13 protein-coding genes are annotated in these 15,959 nt (G+C 71.9%); 10 read left to right on the top strand and 3 right to left on the bottom strand.

The genetic code is table 11. The annotated features are described in order from the left end of the window. Positions 1–16: 16 nt before the first annotated feature. A complete protein-coding gene (locus tag ACF073_RS02245; protein ID WP_392066048.1) occupies positions 17–877 on the top strand; it encodes a biotin--[acetyl-CoA-carboxylase] ligase in 861 nt (286 codons plus the stop codon). Between the two features lie 410 nt (positions 878–1,287). Further along, on the top strand, positions 1,288–2,412 hold the full coding sequence (locus ACF073_RS02240; RefSeq protein WP_392066046.1) for an adenylate/guanylate cyclase domain-containing protein: 1,125 nt from the start codon (positions 1,288–1,290) through the stop codon (positions 2,410–2,412). 41 nt (positions 2,413–2,453) lie between these two features. On the opposite strand, the gene ACF073_RS02235 is transcribed toward ACF073_RS02240, so the two are convergent. Beyond that, positions 2,454–3,020 carry a hypothetical protein gene (locus tag ACF073_RS02235; protein ID WP_392066044.1) on the bottom strand — a complete coding sequence of 189 codons (567 nt, stop codon included), beginning with the start codon at positions 3,018–3,020 and terminating at the stop codon, positions 2,454–2,456. A 192-nt stretch (positions 3,021–3,212) separates the two neighbouring features. Here ACF073_RS02235 and ACF073_RS02230 point away from each other — a divergent pair, with 192 nt between their 5' ends. From ACF073_RS02230 to hutH, 3 genes are all read left to right on the top strand, one after another. After that, positions 3,213–4,007 (top strand): enoyl-CoA hydratase/isomerase family protein, encoded by a 795-nt coding sequence (locus ACF073_RS02230; RefSeq protein ID WP_392066042.1) that lies wholly within the window; start codon positions 3,213–3,215, stop codon positions 4,005–4,007. 79 nt (positions 4,008–4,086) lie between these two features. Further along, positions 4,087–5,229 carry a diguanylate cyclase domain-containing protein gene (locus ACF073_RS02225; protein ID WP_392066040.1) on the top strand — a complete coding sequence of 381 codons (1,143 nt, stop codon included), beginning with the start codon at positions 4,087–4,089 and terminating at the stop codon, positions 5,227–5,229. 88 nt (positions 5,230–5,317) lie between these two features. Further along, positions 5,318–6,865: a histidine ammonia-lyase gene (gene hutH / locus ACF073_RS02220; RefSeq protein WP_392066862.1), complete on the top strand. Its 1,548-nt coding sequence runs from the start codon at positions 5,318–5,320 to the stop codon at positions 6,863–6,865. Positions 6,866–6,919: 54 nt separating this feature from the next. Here hutH and ACF073_RS02215 read toward each other — a convergent pair whose 3' ends face one another. Together ACF073_RS02215 and ACF073_RS02210 are read right to left on the bottom strand one after the other, a co-directional pair. Beyond that, a complete protein-coding gene (locus ACF073_RS02215; RefSeq protein ID WP_392066038.1) occupies positions 6,920–7,714 on the bottom strand; it encodes a hypothetical protein in 795 nt (264 codons plus the stop codon). Between the two features lie 42 nt (positions 7,715–7,756). Further along, positions 7,757–8,080 carry an LAETG motif-containing sortase-dependent surface protein gene (locus ACF073_RS02210; RefSeq protein WP_392066036.1) on the bottom strand — a complete coding sequence of 108 codons (324 nt, stop codon included), beginning with the start codon at positions 8,078–8,080 and terminating at the stop codon, positions 7,757–7,759. Positions 8,081–8,189: 109 nt separating this feature from the next. Between ACF073_RS02210 and ACF073_RS02205 the strand changes: the two genes are divergently transcribed. The 5 genes from ACF073_RS02205 to ACF073_RS02185 all read left to right on the top strand — a co-directional run bounded on the left by ACF073_RS02205 (position 8,190) and on the right by ACF073_RS02185 (position 15,959). Then, positions 8,190–8,537, top strand: a complete 348-nt coding sequence (locus tag ACF073_RS02205; RefSeq protein ID WP_392066034.1) for a hypothetical protein — start codon at positions 8,190–8,192, stop codon at positions 8,535–8,537. 238 nt (positions 8,538–8,775) lie between these two features. Further along, on the top strand, positions 8,776–10,026 hold the full coding sequence (locus ACF073_RS02200; RefSeq protein ID WP_392066032.1) for an Ig-like domain-containing protein: 1,251 nt from the start codon (positions 8,776–8,778) through the stop codon (positions 10,024–10,026). Between the two features lie 156 nt (positions 10,027–10,182). Next, positions 10,183–11,646 carry an ABC transporter permease gene (locus ACF073_RS02195; protein WP_392066030.1) on the top strand — a complete coding sequence of 488 codons (1,464 nt, stop codon included), beginning with the start codon at positions 10,183–10,185 and terminating at the stop codon, positions 11,644–11,646. Positions 11,647–11,724: 78 nt separating this feature from the next. Beyond that, positions 11,725–12,408 (top strand): ABC transporter ATP-binding protein, encoded by a 684-nt coding sequence (locus ACF073_RS02190; protein WP_392066028.1) that lies wholly within the window; start codon positions 11,725–11,727, stop codon positions 12,406–12,408. Between the two features lie 242 nt (positions 12,409–12,650). Next, complete coding sequence (locus ACF073_RS02185; protein WP_392066026.1) at positions 12,651–15,959, top strand: S8 family serine peptidase; 3,309 nt, start codon at positions 12,651–12,653, stop codon at positions 15,957–15,959.

Below are 15,959 nucleotides of genomic sequence, written 5' to 3'. Positions count from 1 at the left end.
ACCTAGGGTGGCTTGCATGACGCCGCACAATCCATCAGACGACAGCCGCTGGTCCGACCTGGACCGGCCGCCCCTGAACGCCGCGGCACTGCGGCGCGGGATGGTCAGGGAGCAGGGCCTGTACCGCGGGATCGACGTGGTGCAGCAGACCGGCTCCACCAACTCCGACCTCGTCGCGCTGGCCGTCGCCGGGAAGGCGGGGGAGGGCTCGGTGCTGGTGGCCGAGGAGCAGACGGCCGGGCGGGGGCGGCTCGACCGGCGCTGGACGGCGCCGCCGAGGTCCGGGCTCTTCTTCTCCGTCCTGCTGAAGCCCGCCGGGGTGCCGGTGGACCGCTGGGGGTGGCTGCCGCTGCTGACCGGTGTGGCGGTGGCGACCGGGCTGGCCCGGGCCGCGGGCGTCGACACGGCACTCAAGTGGCCGAACGACCTGCTGGTGACCGTCGGCGGCGAGGAGCGAAAGGCCGGGGGCATCCTCGCCGAGCGGGCCGGCGAGGACGGCGTCGTCATCGGCGTCGGCATCAACGTCACCCTGCGGGCGGACGAACTCCCGGTCCCGCAGGCGGGGTCGCTGGTGCTGGCGGGGGCGGCGGGCACCGACCGGGATCCGCTGCTCAGGTCGGTGCTGCGGTCGCTGGAGGACTGGTACGTGCGGTGGCGGGACGCCGGGGGCGACGCCGCGGCCAGCGGCTTGCAGGAGACGTACACGGCGGGCTGCGCGACTCTCGGCCGGAGGGTGCGGGCGGAGCTGCCCGGGGGGCGGAACCTGGTGGGGGAGGCCGTGGCGCTGGACGGGGACGGACGGCTGGTCATCGCCACCGAGGACGGGGTGCAGGAGCCGGTGGGTGCGGGGGACGTCGTCCATCTGCGGCCCGTGTGAGGCGGGGCGCCGTACGCCTGCGGCCGGTGTGAGGCGGGGCTCCGCGTGGGGGTGCGCGTCGCGCCCCGGGCCGGGTGGGGTCCGTCCTCGGAGCGGTGCGGAACCCGGCACCGGGAAGGGGCCCGTGCCGACGCGCCGGCCGCTGCGGGCGGACACCCCCCGGCACGTCCCCTTCCCGCCGCGGGCGGCCCCCGCACCGCCGGCTCCGCTCCTTTCCCGCCGCGGGTGGCCATGGACTCCTGGAGCGCGGGGAACTGTGCCACCAGCCACGATGGGTGCGAGGGCCGGTACGGCGCTGTGTCGCGCGGGTGTTCTGTCGGGCCGAACCCGACGGAGTGAGCTGGCGCACACCTGCCGTAGAGTTGAGGCCGGTCGATACCTGACCGCGGCAGATCGGAAGGGCAGCAGGCGTGACCGTCGACGACACGGGCTCCGGCGCGGGCGGGGACGGCCGGGTGGATCCCCACGCTCCCGAGAACGGCGAGGACCCGCTGGCCCTGCGGCTCGAACAGCTCATCCTGGGCGCCGAGCGCCGCTACACCCCGTTCCAGGCCGCCCGTAGTGCCGGCGTCTCCATGGAGCTGGCGTCCCGCTTCTGGCGGGCCATGGGCTTCGCGGACATCGGCCAGGCCAAGGCCCTCACCGAGGCCGACGTGCTGGCGCTGCGGCGTCTGGCGGGTCTGGTGGAGGCGGGGCTGCTCAGCGAGGCCATGGCCGTGCAGGTGGCCCGGTCCACCGGTCAGACCACCGCCCGGTTGGCCGAGTGGCAGATCGATTCCTTCCTGGAAGGTCTGACCGAGCCCCCCGAGCCCGGGATGACCCGCACCGAGGTGACGTACCCGCTGATAGAGCTGCTGCTGCCGGAACTGGAGGAGTTCCTGGTCTACGTCTGGCGCCGGCAGCTGGCCGCCGCGACGGGCCGGGTCGTCCAGGCCGGCGACGACGAGGAGATGGTCGACCGGCGGCTCGCCGTCGCCTTCGCCGACCTCGTCGGCTTCACCCGGCTCACCCGCCGGATGGAGGAGGAGGAGCTGGGCGAGCTGGTCGAGGCCTTCGAGACCACCGCCGCCGACCTGGTGGCCGCGCGCGGCGGCCGGCTCATCAAGACCCTCGGCGACGAGGTGCTGTACGCGGCGGACGACGCCGGCATCGCGGCGGACATCGCGCTGCGGCTCGTGGAGACGCTGGCCAACGACGAGACGATGCCCGAACTGCGGGTCGGCATGTCCTTCGGCACGGTCACCACGCGGATGGGCGATGTGTTCGGTACGACGGTCAACCTGGCCTCCCGGCTGACCTCGATAGCCCCGCGGGACGCCGTCCTGGTGGACAGCGCCTTCGCCGAGGAGCTGATCCGCACCGGCGAGGCGCCCGCGTCCGAGGCGGCGGCGGCTGAGGCCGCCGCCGCTGCCGAGAAGGAGGGGGAGGAGCCGCCGACCTACCGCTTCGCCCTCCAGCCGATGTGGCAGCGCCCGGTGCGCGGCCTCGGCGTGGTCGAGCCCTGGCTGCTCACCCGTCGCGACAGCCAGGAGTAGCGGGACCCGGCGGGACGGGTTCCGGCCGCCCGTCGTCCGGCTCAGTCGTCGAAGACGTCCACGCACAGGCCGATCACCGGCACGCACAGTCCGCCCTGATCCGGCTTCGGTGTGCCGTGGTCCGGCGCGGGGGTGCGGGACGGTGCCGGAGCCGGCGGCCTCGGGCGGGGCGTCGCGGGCGTCGGCGCGGGACGGGGAGTGCGCGCCGGTGTGCCGGGGGCGCCCGTCGGGATCGCGGTCGGTGCCGCCGTGCCGGGCGGCCGTGTCGCCGGCGTGGATCCGGGCGGCTGCGGTGTCAGGCTCCTGCCGCCCATGACCGCGGTCGCCGACGGCAGCGCCGTGGGGCTCGCCGCGAGGGTGGCCGCGGTGTTCGCCGGGCGGTCGCTCGCCCCGCTGCCCTGGGCGAGCCGGGGCTCGGCCTCCGCCGTGCCCGGTGTGCCCATCCCCGAGTCCGGTGCGACCCGGACCAGACCGAGCACGCCGGCGGCCAGGGCGAGACCGCCCGCGGTCAGCAGCACCTTGCGGGGGCGGGGTTTGCGGTGCCGGCCGCGCCGCACCCCCGGTTCGCGCTCCCGCTCCGCACCGGACCGGGCAGATATCGGTGTCATGGTTCCCTCCCCGCCGCACCCCCCGAGGCGCGCTGTGGCGGTGCGCACGCTATGCGCTCCCATGGGCGGTGTGCGGGGAGACGGCCGGGATGTCACTCGAACGGGCGTAGCCCCTCGGGGCTTTCCCGGGATCGGGTACGGCTGCGATGATCGGGCCGACAGTGTGTTAACCCGCGTTAACCGGAGGGTGTCATGAGCGAGGAGCGGTTCGGGGAGTTCGTGCTGGTGCGGCGGCACGGCGCGGTCGCGGAGCTGGTGCTGGACCGGCCCAAGGCCATGAACGCCGTCTCTACCGAGATGGCCCGCTCCCTCGCGGGTGCGTGCGCCGCCCTCGCCGGCGACCGGGAGGCCCGGGTGGTCGTCCTGACCTCCTCGCACGAACGGGCGTTCTGCGTGGGGGCGGACCTGAAGGAGCGCAACTCCTTCTCCGACGCCGATCTGGTCCGGCAGCGGCCGGTGGCCCGGGGGGCGTACACGGGCGTGCTGGAGCTGCCGATGCCGACGATCGCCGCGGTGCACGGCTTCGCGCTGGGCGGCGGGTTCGAGCTGGCGCTGTCCTGCGATCTGATCGTGGCCGACCGGACGGCGGTGGTGGGGCTTCCGGAGGTGTCCGTCGGTGTGATCCCGGGCGGCGGCGGCACGCAGCTGCTGCCCCGGCGGGTCGGCGCGGCGCGCGCGGCCGAGCTGATCTTCTCCGCGCGGCGGGTGGAGGCGGCGGAGGCGGCCGGGCTGGGGCTGGTGGACCAGGTGGTGGAGGAGGGGCGGGACCGGGAGGAGGCGCTCGCCCTGGGGGCCCGGATCGCCGCGAACTCGCCCATCGGCCTGCGGGCGGCGAAGCGGGCCCTGCGACTGGGGCAGGGCCTGGATCTGCGGGCCGGCCTGGAGGTCGAGGACGCGGCCTGGCGCTCGGTGGCGTTCTCGGCCGACCGGGCGGAGGGCGTGGCCGCGTTCAACGAGAAGCGCAAGCCGCAGTGGCCGGGGGAGTGAGGCGGGGGCGTGTCCGGGCCGGCCACCTGATCGCCGTACCGATGTCCCTAATGTCGTGAATCCTCCCTAACCTGGGGTGATGGGTGAGGACAAGCGGCTGGCCGCGGTCGTGGCGCTGGCTCAGGGGATGGCGGCGGCGCGCGACCCGCAGGAGTCCTGGCGGGCCGCCGCCCTCGGTGCCTGCCGCGCGCTGGACGGCACCTTCGCCGCGCTGTCGGTGTGGGAGCGCGAGCTGGGCCGGCTCCGGGTGCTCGTGAACGTGGGGGAGCGCGCCCAGGACGAGGAGGAGTTCCCGGAGGCCGAGGCGTATCCGGTGCACCAGTTCCCGGAGATCACCGAGTTCCTGCACGAGAAGTGGGTGGGCGGCGGGGGGCCCAGCGCCTGGGTGGAGACCGCCGAGGGCACGGCGGCGGGGAAGCCCGGCTACTTCCATCAGCGGGTGGCCGCGCTGCGCCGGCGGGGCCGCGGGTGCTGTGTCGTCGCCCCCGTCGTGCTGCACGGCCTCGCCTGGGGCGAGCTGTATGTGGCCCGCGCGGTCGGGCTGCCCCTGTTCGTACGGGCCGACGCCGACTTCGCCACCGTGCTCGCCGCCGTCGTCGCCGCCGGGATCGCGCAGACCGAACGGCTGGAGGAGGCGCACCGGCTCGCGTACACCGACGCCCTCACCGGGCTCGCCAACCGCCGTGCCGTGGACGTGTGCCTGGAGGAGGCCGTCGAGCGGCACCGGGCGGAAGGGGTGGTCGTCAGCCTGGTGGTCTGTGATCTCAACGGGCTCAAGCGGGTCAACGACACCCTCGGGCACGCCGTCGGCGACCGGCTGCTGGAGCGGTTCGGCTCGGTGCTCTCGCTGTGCGGCGCGATGGTGCCGGGCGCGCTGGCCGCGCGGCTCGGCGGGGACGAGTTCTGCCTGGTCGCGGTCGGGCCGCCCGCCGACGAGGTGGTGAAGGCGGCCGGCGAACTGTGCCGCAGGGCCGGTGCGCTGGAGCTGGGGGAGGGGGTCGCCTGCGGGGTCGCCTCCACCGAGGACCCGGTCGGCCGGGTGCGGGACGCCCGCCGGCTGTTCCGGCTCGCGGACGCCGCCCAGTACCGGGCCAAGGCCATGCGCCTCGACCGGCCGGTGGTGGCCGGCCGCGAGGGACCGGACGACCCGGTGGTGCGCCTGGCCGACGAGGCGCCGCCCGCCCGCGCCGAGCGGCGCCGGTTCCGGGGGCGTCAGCCGTGAGGCGAAGCCCACACCGGGCGGTAAGGGGTGCCCCGGGTTCCCACTAGTGACATCACTGCATTCAATGCGTACGCTCCTGAATATGGATATGCACACTGTGGTGGTGGGGACGTCCGGTGTCACGGCGTCCGACGTTCTCGCCGTGGCGCGCGGCGGTGCCCGCATCGAGCTGTCGGCAGAGGCGGTGGCGGCCCTCGCGGCGGCCCGGGAGATCGTGGACGCCCTGGCGGCCAAGCCGGAGCCGGTCTACGGCGTCTCCACCGGCTTCGGCGCACTGGCCACCCGGCACATCAGCCCCGAGCTCCGCGCCCAGCTGCAGCGCAACATCGTCCGCTCGCACGCGGCCGGCATGGGCCCGCGGGTGGAGCGCGAGGTCGTCCGGGCCCTGATGTTCCTGCGGCTCAAGACCGTCTGCTCGGGCCACACCGGGGTGCGGCCCGAGGTCGCGCAGACCATGGCCGACGTGCTGAACGCCGGCATCACCCCGGTCGTGCACGAGTACGGCTCGCTCGGCTGCTCCGGCGACCTGGCCCCGCTGTCCCACTGCGCCCTCGCGCTCATGGGCGAGGGTGACGCGGAGGGCCCCGACGGGGTCGTGCGGCCCGCCGGCGAACTGCTCGCCGAGCACGGGATCCAGCCGGTCGAGCTGCGCGAGAAGGAGGGGCTCGCCCTTCTGAACGGCACCGACGGCATGCTCGGCATGCTGGTCATGGCCCTCGCCGACCTCGACACCCTGTACAAGTCCGCCGACATCACCGCGGCCCTCAGCCTGGAGGCGCTGCTCGGCACCGACAAGGTCCTCGCGCCCGAGCTGCACGCCATCCGGCCGCACCCGGGGCAGGGCGCGAGCGCCGCCAACATGCTGGCCGTGCTGGAGGGTTCGGAGCTGACCGGGCACCACCAGGACGACGCCCCGCGCGTCCAGGACGCCTATTCCGTGCGCTGCGCCCCGCAGGTCGCCGGCGCCGGCCGGGACACCATCGCCCACGCCCGGCTCGTCGCCGAGCGGGAGCTGGCCTCCGCCGTCGACAACCCGGTCGTGCTGCCCGGCTCCGGGGGAGGCCGCGTGGAGTCCAACGGCAACTTCCACGGCGCCCCGGTGGCCTACGTCCTGGACTTCCTCGCCATCGCCGCCGCCGACCTCGGCTCCATCGCCGAGCGCCGCACCGACCGGCTGCTGGACAAGAACCGCAGCCACGGTCTTCCGCCGTTCCTCGCCGACGACGCCGGCGTCGACTCCGGCCTGATGATCGCCCAGTACACGCAGGCCGCGCTGGTCAGCGAGTTGAAGCGGCTCGCCGTACCGGCCTCGGCCGACTCCATCCCGTCCTCCGCCATGCAGGAGGACCATGTCTCCATGGGCTGGTCGGCCGCGCGCAAGCTGCGCACCGCCGTGGACAATCTGACCCGGGTCATCGCCATCGAGCTGTACGCGGCCGGCCGTGCCATCGAGCTGCGCGAGGGGCTGGCCCCGGCGCCCGCCTCGCGGGCCGCGATCGAGGCCGTGCGCGCCGCGGGTGTGCAGGGCCCGGGCCCGGACCGGTTCCTGGCCCCGGACCTGGCCGCCGCCGACGCCTTCGTGCGCGCCGGCGACCTCGTGACGGCCGTGGAGAAGGTCACCGGCCCGCTGCGGTGAGACGGAGCGGGGCCCCGGCAGCGGCCGGGGCCCCGGAACGTCACGGCCGAGCCGTCACTTCAACTTGGCGGCCTGCGCCTTCACGACGGCGGCGGGCACCGTGTACGCCTTCTTGGTCATCATCGCGCCGATGTTGACCGTGGTGTAGGTGGCGAGGGTGTTCCCGTGCCGCACCACCTCGGCGTGCAGCGGCATGACGCCGTCCTTGCCCGCGTCGTTGGTCGCGGTGAAGGCCAGCGACGCGTCACCCGTGCCCGACGACTTCTCCTCGGCGACCTTGGTGAACTTGCCCTTCTCGCCGTCCTGCTCGCCGGAGAAGCCGCCCGAGCACGCCTTGACCGCGTCGGTGACCGACTTCAGGCCCTGCTCGGCGCCGTCCCCGTCGTACGAGGCCAGGGTGACCACGGTGACGTCCAGGTTCATGGAGTCCTTGATGGAGTCCTCGAACTTGCCGTCCTCCAGGTCGTCCAGGGACGTGGCCTTGTCCGTGGGGGCCTTCTTGGACTCGGTGGCCATGCGGCTGGTGTTCGCCGCCGGGTCGCCGGGCGCGATGCCGGTCAGGACCCGGACCAGCGGGTCGCACTTGGCGTCGTCCGCGCTGACCTTGCCCTCGTCGGGGATGCCGCCCTCGACCGGCCCCACCTCGTACCCGGGCACCTCGCCCTTGGCGATGATCAGCTTCTTCAACTCGGCGGCGCTCAGCGCCTTCGCGGCCGGGTTCGCCGCGTCCTTGCCCGAGGTCTTGCCGGAGTCCGCCGACTCCTTGTCGCCACAGCCCGTGACAAGGGCGAGCGACAGTACGCTCACAGCTGCGGTGGCGCACAGCCGCACGCCCGATGATCTCTTCATGGGCGAACTATGAACGGGCTGTCAAGCGCTCGTCAAGGAAAATTAAAAACCCAGACGTTCGCGCCGCACCGAATACACGACGAACCCGGCACCCACCGCGAGGAACAGGCTGCCGCCGACGACGTACGGGGTGGTGTCGAAGCTTCCCGTGTCGGCCAGTTCGGTGTCCCCGGCCGACTCGTCGGTGGTCGCCTCCGTCACCGCTCTTGCCTGGGTGACCTGTGTGATCTGCGCCGGTGCGGAGGCGGTTGCCGTCTCTCTGGCCGGGGCGTCCTGCGAGGCGTTCGCGGACGGGACGAACCACAGCGCGCAGAGCAGGGTGCCCGCGGCGGTGGCGGTCAGCAGCGGACGGCGAGCGGATGACACGGAATATCGATCCCCTTGTGACGCTGGCGAATTGGCCGTGTGGGGCGATGTTAGTGAAAGTCGCGGGTCACAGGAAAGTCACGGGAGGTTTCGGTCGTACGCTCGCGCCATGAGTACCGAAGAGACATCACGTTTTGTACGGCTTCGAGTGGAGCTGGTCCTGGAGGTGCAGGACGACGGGGAGGTCACCAAGGCCGCGCTGCGCCGGCTGGCCGGCGATTCCGAGGTGCCCCAGGCGGAGCGGGCCCAGGCCGAGGCCGCTGTGACGGAGGACACGGCGGAGGCCCTGGCGTATCTCGTGGACCCGTTCGACCTGATCAGGGAGGTGCCCGGGGTGGAGCTCCAGCAGGCGTCCTGGTCCAGCGAGCGGATCGACTACGACCCTGATTCGCCGGACTGGGACCTGGACGAGGATGATGGGCTCGGCGACGAGGACGACGAGGACGGCATCGGCTGAGCGTCCGGGGGCACTCTTGACCCCGGACGGCAACCGCCGTCCGGGGTTCCGTCGTCCCAGGGGGGCGCACGCACGGAATCCCGCACCACCCGTACCAGGCGCGGACGGCAGTCCGCGGACGTGGGATGCCCCACAGCGGTAAGGGGTGGGGAACGGGACGAACCGGTCGTAGCGTTGATGGTTCGTGGCGGGGGACTTTCGGGGTTAACGCGACTCGGCAACGATGGAGAAGCTTGTGATGACGGACAGTAAGCGGCGCAGGGGCCTGACGGCCGCGTCCGCTCTGCTCGGCGGTGTGCTGGTGCTCACGGCGTGTTCCGGCGGCGACGCGGACGCCTCCAGCGGCGGGAGCGGGAACACCTCGCAGGCCAAGGTCGACGAGGCCGCGGCGAAGAAGTCGTCCGAGGCGCAGATCGCGATCACGCCCAAGGACGGCTCCGACAACGCGTCGATCAACAACTCCGCCGCCGTCACGGTGAGCAAGGGCTCGCTCACGGGTGTCACCATGACCACCCAGGACGGCAAGGCCGTCACCGGTCAGCTGTCCACCGACAAGAAGAGCTGGAAGCCCACCACCCAGCTGGAGCGCTCGACCACCTACAAGGTCGCGGCGGAGGCCAAGGACTCCGAGGGCCGCATAGCCCACGAGAACGCCTCCTTCACCACGGTCTCCCCGAGCAACAGCTTCATCGGCACCTTCACCCCCGACAACGGCTCCACGGTCGGTGTCGGCATGCCGGTGTCGATCAACTTCGACAAGGCGATCACCAACAAGGCCGCCGTCCAGAAGGGCATCACGGTCAGCACCACCGGCGGCCAGGAGGTCGCCTGCCACTGGTTCAACGCCAACCGCATGGACTGCCGCCCGGAGAACTACTGGAAGGAAGGCTCCACCGTCACCCTGAAGCTGGCTCTCGACGGCGTCGAGGGCGCGAACGGCGTCTACGGCGTCCAGCAGAAGACGGTCACCTTCCACATCGGCCGCAACCAGGTCACGTACGTCGACGCGCGGACCAAGCAGATGAAGATCACGCAGGACGGCAAGGTCGTCAAGAGCGTCCCGATCTCCGCAGGCTCGCCCGACAACAAGACGTACCAGGGCCAGATGGTGATCTCCGAGAAGTTCAAGCAGACCCGGATGAACGGCGCGACGGTCGGCTTCACCGACGACGACGGCAAGGGCGAGTACGACATCAAGGACGTGCCGCACGCCATGCGCCTGACCACCTCGGGCACCTTCATCCACGGCAACTACTGGGGCGCCCCGTCGGTGTTCGGCAATGTGAACACCAGCCACGGCTGCGTCGGCATCCAGGACAAGAAGGGTGCCAACGACGCGACCACCCCGGCGGCCTGGTTCTACAACCACACGCTGATCGGTGACGTCGTGGTCATCCAGCACACCGGTGACAAGACGGTCTCGCCGGACAACGGCCTCAACGGCTGGAACATGGACTGGGCGCAGTGGAAGGCCGGCTCGGCCGTCTGACGCTCTCTTTCCAGCTGTTCCGGTGCCGCCCCCGAGAGGGGCGGCACCGTCGTTTTACGGGCCCGGCTGGCGGCTTATGGGCCCGGCGGCGGCCTTCTCATGCTTCTTTTACGTCGGCCTTATGGTGCCATCACGGTCCGTCCCTAGCTTTCGGCCATGTTCTTCACCTACCTGAGGCGCGAATTGCGCCGCCGCAGAAAGGCGGCCCTCGTCGTCGCCTCCGGGCTCGCGCTGGGCATCGCCCTCGTCATCGTGGTCAACTCCGTCGCAGGCGGCATGGGGAAGGCCCAGGACAAGGTCCTCCAGTCGCTGTACGGCCTGGGCACGGACATGACGGTCACCAAGGCCGCGTCCTCCTCCGCAGGCGACAGCCAGCGGCCCCGCTTCCGGTTCGACGCGCGGGGCGACGACGACTCCGCCCAGAGCAGCGACCGGGTCATGGTGCAGGGCTTCCAGACGCTGCCGGCCTCGACGGTGACCCGGGTCGGCGCGCAGTCCGGCGTCTCGGACGCGGTCGGCGGCCTGAGCCTCCAGGTCATCAAGGTCAGCGGCCAGTTCACGCGGGGCCAGTTCCAGCAGAGCGGCGGGGCAGGCACCGGCGGATACCAGCGCGGCGGCGCGAGCGGCCCGCCGCAGGGCGAAGTGCGCGGCGGCGGCGCCGATTTCGACGTCAACAGCTACTCCGTCTACGGCACCGACGTCGCCAAGCCCGGCCTCGGCCCGCTGACCTCCTCGAAGATCACCAGCGGCCGTACCTTCCGGACGACCGAGACGAACGCGAAGGTCGCCGTCGCGGACTCCGCCTACGCCAAGGAGAAGAAGTACAAGGTCGGCTCCGCGGTCACCGTCAAGGGCGTCACGTTCGAGGTGATCGGCATCGCCACCGCCGACAGCGGCGACGCGGCGGCCGACCTGTACCTCCCGCTGAAGCGGGCGCAGACCCTCAGCGACTCGAAGAACAAGGTCACCACGGTCTACGTCAAGGCGACCGACTCGAAGAGGATCGACGGCGTCAAGTCGGAGATCCAGCGGAACGTCGCGGGTACGACGGTCACCACCTCGGCGGATCTCGCGGACACCGTCTCCGGCTCCCTGTCCACGGCCTCCTCGCTGGCCACCGACGTGGGCAAGTGGCTGTCCCTCGCGGTGCTCGTCGCCGCGTTCCTGGTGGCCGGCCTGCTCACCTCCTCCGCGGTCTCCCGGCGCGTCCGCGAGTTCGGCACGCTGAAGGCGCTGGGCTGGAAGTCCGGCCGGGTGACCCGGCAGGTGATCGGCGAGGCCATGGTCAACGGCCTGGTCGGCGGCGCCCTCGGCATCGCCCTCGGGCTGGCGGGCGCGTACGCCGTCACCGCGGTCAGCCCCGGCCTGAAGGCGCAGATCGGCGGTGGCACCGGGGGCGGCGGTCTCGGGGGCGGTTCCGGCGGGGGCGGCGGCTTCGGCGGAGGCCCCGGCCGGCAGGCGGCCAAGACCCTGGAGGTGGCCCTCACGGCCCCGGTGAGCGTCACGACGATCGTCCTGGCGGTGGGGCTCGCGGTGGCGGGCGGCCTGATCGCGGGGGCGTTCGGCGGCTGGCGGGCGGCACGGCTGCGCCCGGCGGACGCGCTGCGCCGGGTGGAGTAGCCCCGCTCCGCGGCCGGTCCGCTGCCGGCCGGCCCGAGAACGATGCGCACCCCCGAACCACACCCAGGAGCCATGCACATGTACGAACTGAACAACGTGACCAAGCGCTACGCGAGGGGCAAGGACACCGTCCACGCCCTCGACGGGATCGACCTCACCATCCGCGACGGCGACCGCCTCGTCATCCAGGGCCCGACCGGCGGCGGGAAGTCCACGCTCCTCCAGATGCTCGGCGGTCTCGACCGCCCCAGCTCCGGTGAAGTCGTCCTGGACGGCACCGATCTGGCCGAACTCTCCGAGGCCCGGCTCACCAGGCTCCGCAGCGAGAGCATCGGCTTCGTCTTCCAGTCCTTCAATCTCATCCCCACCCTCACCGCTCAGGAGAACGTCGAGACCGCCCTGGTCCCCCTCGGCATCAAGGCGAAGGAGCGGCGCGAACTGGCCGCCGAGGCGCTGGCCTCCGTAGGGCTCGGCGAGCGCCTGGGGCACCTGCCCGGCGAGATGTCCGGCGGCCAGCAGCAGCGCGTCGCCATCGCCCGTGCCGTGGTGAAGAAGCCCAAGGTGCTGCTGGCCGACGAGCCGACCGGCAACCTGGACGAGGGCATGCGGGACGAGATCATGGAGGTGCTCGAACGCCTGTGGAAGGAGCACGGGCTGACCTTCGTCATGGTCACCCACGACTCCGCCCTGGCGAAGAAGGCACCGCGCCTCGCCACGCTGCGCAAGGGCAGGATCACGGTGCGGGAGAATCCGGGCATCTGACGCCCGGTAACACCGTTTCCGCGCAAGGGACTTCGCAATTCTGTAACGGTGTCCCACCCGGCGCGTAACAGTTTTCGGACGCACTTTCTCACCGTCCTCTCATCTATTGAGCCGCCTGATCACCCCCCGGCATACTTCGTGACCCGGGGGGTCGGCGTGCATATGTGCGAGTCCACCCCCTGCCGGGTGAATGAGGAATTCACCCGGTACTCCATCTCCAGGGGGAGAACTTGCGCAGACAAGTGAAAAACGCAGCTGCGGCCACGGTGGCGACGGCCGCAGCGGTCGCCCTCGCAGCGGGTATGACCAGCCCCGCGTCGGCGAAGACCACACCCACCTCGGCGGCGGCCTCGGCCGCCTCGAAGGGCACTGCCAAGCACCACGTCACCCTGATCACCGGTGACCGCGTCGCCCTCGACGCCAAGGGCCGCATCGTCGGCCTGGAGCGCGCCAAGGGCCGCGAGCACATAGCCGTCCAGGTCCGCAAGGCCGCCGGACACACACTGGTCATCCCGGTCGACGCGGCCCGCCTGGTCGCCTCCGGCACGCTGGACCAGCGCCTGTTCGACGTCACCGAGCTGAACAAGGCCGCCACCCGCAAGGCCCAGAAGAACGGCCTGAAGGTCATCGTCGGCTACCGAGGCACCGCCGCGGCGGCCAAGGCCGACGTCCGGGACGCGGGCACCCTGCGCCGCAGCCTGGCCCAGCTCAACGCGGACGCCGTGCAGACCCCGGTCAAGGAGACCGCCCAGCTCTGGGACGCCGTCACCAACGGCGACAAGAGCGCCTCCGGCATCGCGCACGTCTGGCTCGACGGCGTCCGCAAGGCCTCGCTCGACAAGTCCGTGCCGCAGATCGGCGCCCCCACCGCCTGGAAGGCCGGTTACACCGGCAAGGGCGTGAAGGTCGCCGTCCTGGACACCGGTGTGGACACCACCCACCCGGACCTCAAGGACCAGGTCGTCGAGTCCAAGAACTTCACCCCCGCCGCGGACGCCAAGGACCACTTCGGCCACGGCACGCACGTCGCCTCCATCGTGGCGGGCACCGGCGCCAAGTCGGGCGGCAAGTTCAAGGGTGTCGCCCCGGACGCCAAGCTCCTCAACGGCAAGGTCCTGGACGACTCCGGCTCCGGTGACGACTCCGGCATCCTCGCCGGCATGGAGTGGGCGGTCTCCCAGGGCGCCTCCGTCATCAACCTGAGCCTCGGCGGCTACGACACGCCCGAGATCGACCCGCTCGAGGCCGAGGTCAACAAGCTCTCGGCCGAGAAGGGCGTCCTGTTCGCGATCGCCGCGGGCAACGAGGGCCCCCAGTCGATCGGTTCGCCGGGCAGCGCGGACGCCGCGCTCACCGTCGGCGCCGTCGACGGCAAGGACAAGCTCGCCGACTTCTCCTCCACCGGCCCGCGCACCGGCGACGGCGCCATCAAGCCCGACGTCACCGCGCCGGGCGTGGACATCACCGCCGCGGCGGCCAAGGGCAGCGTCATCGACCAGGAGGTCGGCGAGAAGCCCGAGGGCTACCTGACCATCTCCGGCACCTCGATGGCCACCCCGCATGTCGCGGGCGCCGCCGCCATCCTGAAGCAGGAGCACCCCGACTGGGGCTACACCGAGCTGAAGGGCGCCCTGACCGGCTCCGCCAAGGGCGGAAAGTACACCCCCTTCCAGCAGGGTTCGGGCCGTATCCAGGTCGACAAGGCCATCAAGCAGGCAGTCGTCGCCGACCCGGTCTCGGTCGGCTTCGGCGTCCAGCAGTGGCCGCACACCGACGACAAGCCGGTCACCAAGAAGCTGACGTACCGCAACCTCGGCGACAAGGCCGTCACGCTCACCCTGGCCAGCACCGCCACCAACCCCAAGGGCGCGGCGGCCCCGGCCGGCTTCTTCAAGCTCGGCGCGGCGAAGGTGACCGTCCCGGCGCACGGCACGGCCGCGGTCGACCTCACCGCGAACACCAAGCTGGGCGGCACCCTCGACGGCGCCTACTCCGCGTACGTGACGGCGACGGGCGGCGGTCAGACGGTCCGCACGGCCGCCGCGGTGCAGCGCGAGGTGGAGTCGTACGACGTCACGCTGAAGTTCATCGGCCGTGACGGCAAGCCGGCCCCGAACTACGGCGCCGACCTCAGCGGTGTCGCGGGCCTCGCCAACGGCGTCGCGCTGAGCCCGTACGACAAGTCCGGCACGGTGAAGGTGCGCGCGCCCAAGGGCACGTACATCCTCAACACCGCCGTCTACGTCGACCCGGAGGACCCGGCCAAGGGCATCGACTGGATCGCGCAGCCGAAGCTGACCGTCGGCAAGAAGCAGACGATCACCGTCGACGCGCGCAAGGCCAAGCCCGTGGACATCACCGTCCCGGCCTCGGGCCTCAAGGGCCAGTTCGCCTCGCCCGAATACGACGTGACCGTCGGCGACGGCCAGTACGGCTACGGCTGGTTCCTCGACTCGTACAAGAACTTCCACACCGCCCACCTGGGCCCGCAGCTGCCCGCCGGGTCGCTGTGGCAGCAGTGGGACGCCCACTGGACCAAGGGCGCCAAGGAGGGCTACGACGTCACCTCCGGCGGCCCCGTCAAGCAGCTCGCCACCGGCTACACCAAGCACTACAAGGCCGGCGACCTGGCCACGGTGAAGGTCGGGATGGGCGCCGCCGCGAGCGGCAAGAAGGGCTCCGTCGGTGCGATGGGCTGGCTGCCCGGCAGCTCCGGCGCCTCCGCCGTCAGCGTCCCGCAGACCCTGCCCGGCACCCGCACCCTGCACCTGTCCGCCAAGGGCGGCGTGACCTGGGAGCTGGAGTTCGAGCAGGACGGCGGGGTGGACCCGGACGGCTTCCCGGTCGCCGACGCCGGCTACTCGCTCGGCCAGTTCGCCTTCAAGGCCGGCAAGAGCTACGCCAAGACGGTCAACACCGCCGTCTTCGGCCCGCACCTCGGCAAGGACCTGGGCCTCTTCCGCTCCGGCAACGAGATCTTCGGCGCGCTGCCGCTGTTCGCCGACTCGGCGGGGCACGCCGGGTCCTCGCAGTTCACCTCGGTGAACACCACCCTGTACCGCAACGGCACCAAGGTCGGCTCCAACACCGACCCGCTGTTCGGCGACAAGACCTTCAAGGTGCCGGCCGGTGACGCCGCCTACAAGCTGACCACCTCGGTGAAGCGGTCCGCGAAGGTGGCCGAGGCCTCGACCCGGATCGACGCGGCCTGGACCTTCCGCTCCAAGAAGCCGGCGCACGACTACACTCAGCTGCCGGCCTCCGCGCTGCACTTCGGCGCCACGACCGGCCTGGACAGCAGGGTCGCCGCTGGCAAGAAGGTCACCTTCCCGGTCACCGTCGAGGGCGCAGCGGCCGGCGGCAACCTGAAGTCCCTCGCCGTCTACGTCTCCTACGACGGCAAGCACTTCACGAAGACCGACGTCCGGGGCGGCAAGATCACCGTGAAGAACCCGGCGAAGGACAAGGCCGTCTCGTTCCGCGCCAAGATCACCGACAAGAAGGGCAACACGTCGGAGATCACGATCTACAACGCCTACTTCGGCAAGTAG

It is taken from the genome of Streptomyces sp. NPDC015171 (genome assembly GCF_043079545.1).
Classification (GTDB): Bacteria; Actinomycetota; Actinomycetes; order Streptomycetales; family Streptomycetaceae; genus Streptomyces.
This window is presented reverse-complemented; position numbering and strand designations above follow the sequence as displayed.

Coding starts and splice junctions, on each gene's coding strand:
- ACF073_RS02245 (WP_392066048.1), top strand. CDS start 17: ATGACGCCGCACAATCCATCAGACGACAGCCGCTGGTCCGACCTGGAC.
- ACF073_RS02235 (WP_392066044.1), bottom strand. CDS start 3,020: ATGACACCGATATCTGCCCGGTCCGGTGCGGAGCGGGAGCGCGAACCG.
- ACF073_RS02230 (WP_392066042.1), top strand. CDS start 3,213: ATGAGCGAGGAGCGGTTCGGGGAGTTCGTGCTGGTGCGGCGGCACGGC.
- ACF073_RS02225 (WP_392066040.1), top strand. CDS start 4,087: ATGGGTGAGGACAAGCGGCTGGCCGCGGTCGTGGCGCTGGCTCAGGGG.
- hutH (WP_392066862.1), top strand. CDS start 5,318: ATGCACACTGTGGTGGTGGGGACGTCCGGTGTCACGGCGTCCGACGTT.
- ACF073_RS02215 (WP_392066038.1), bottom strand. CDS start 7,714: ATGAAGAGATCATCGGGCGTGCGGCTGTGCGCCACCGCAGCTGTGAGC.
- ACF073_RS02205 (WP_392066034.1), top strand. CDS start 8,190: ATGAGTACCGAAGAGACATCACGTTTTGTACGGCTTCGAGTGGAGCTG.
- ACF073_RS02200 (WP_392066032.1), top strand. CDS start 8,776: ATGACGGACAGTAAGCGGCGCAGGGGCCTGACGGCCGCGTCCGCTCTG.
- ACF073_RS02195 (WP_392066030.1), top strand. CDS start 10,183: ATGTTCTTCACCTACCTGAGGCGCGAATTGCGCCGCCGCAGAAAGGCG.
- ACF073_RS02190 (WP_392066028.1), top strand. CDS start 11,725: ATGTACGAACTGAACAACGTGACCAAGCGCTACGCGAGGGGCAAGGAC.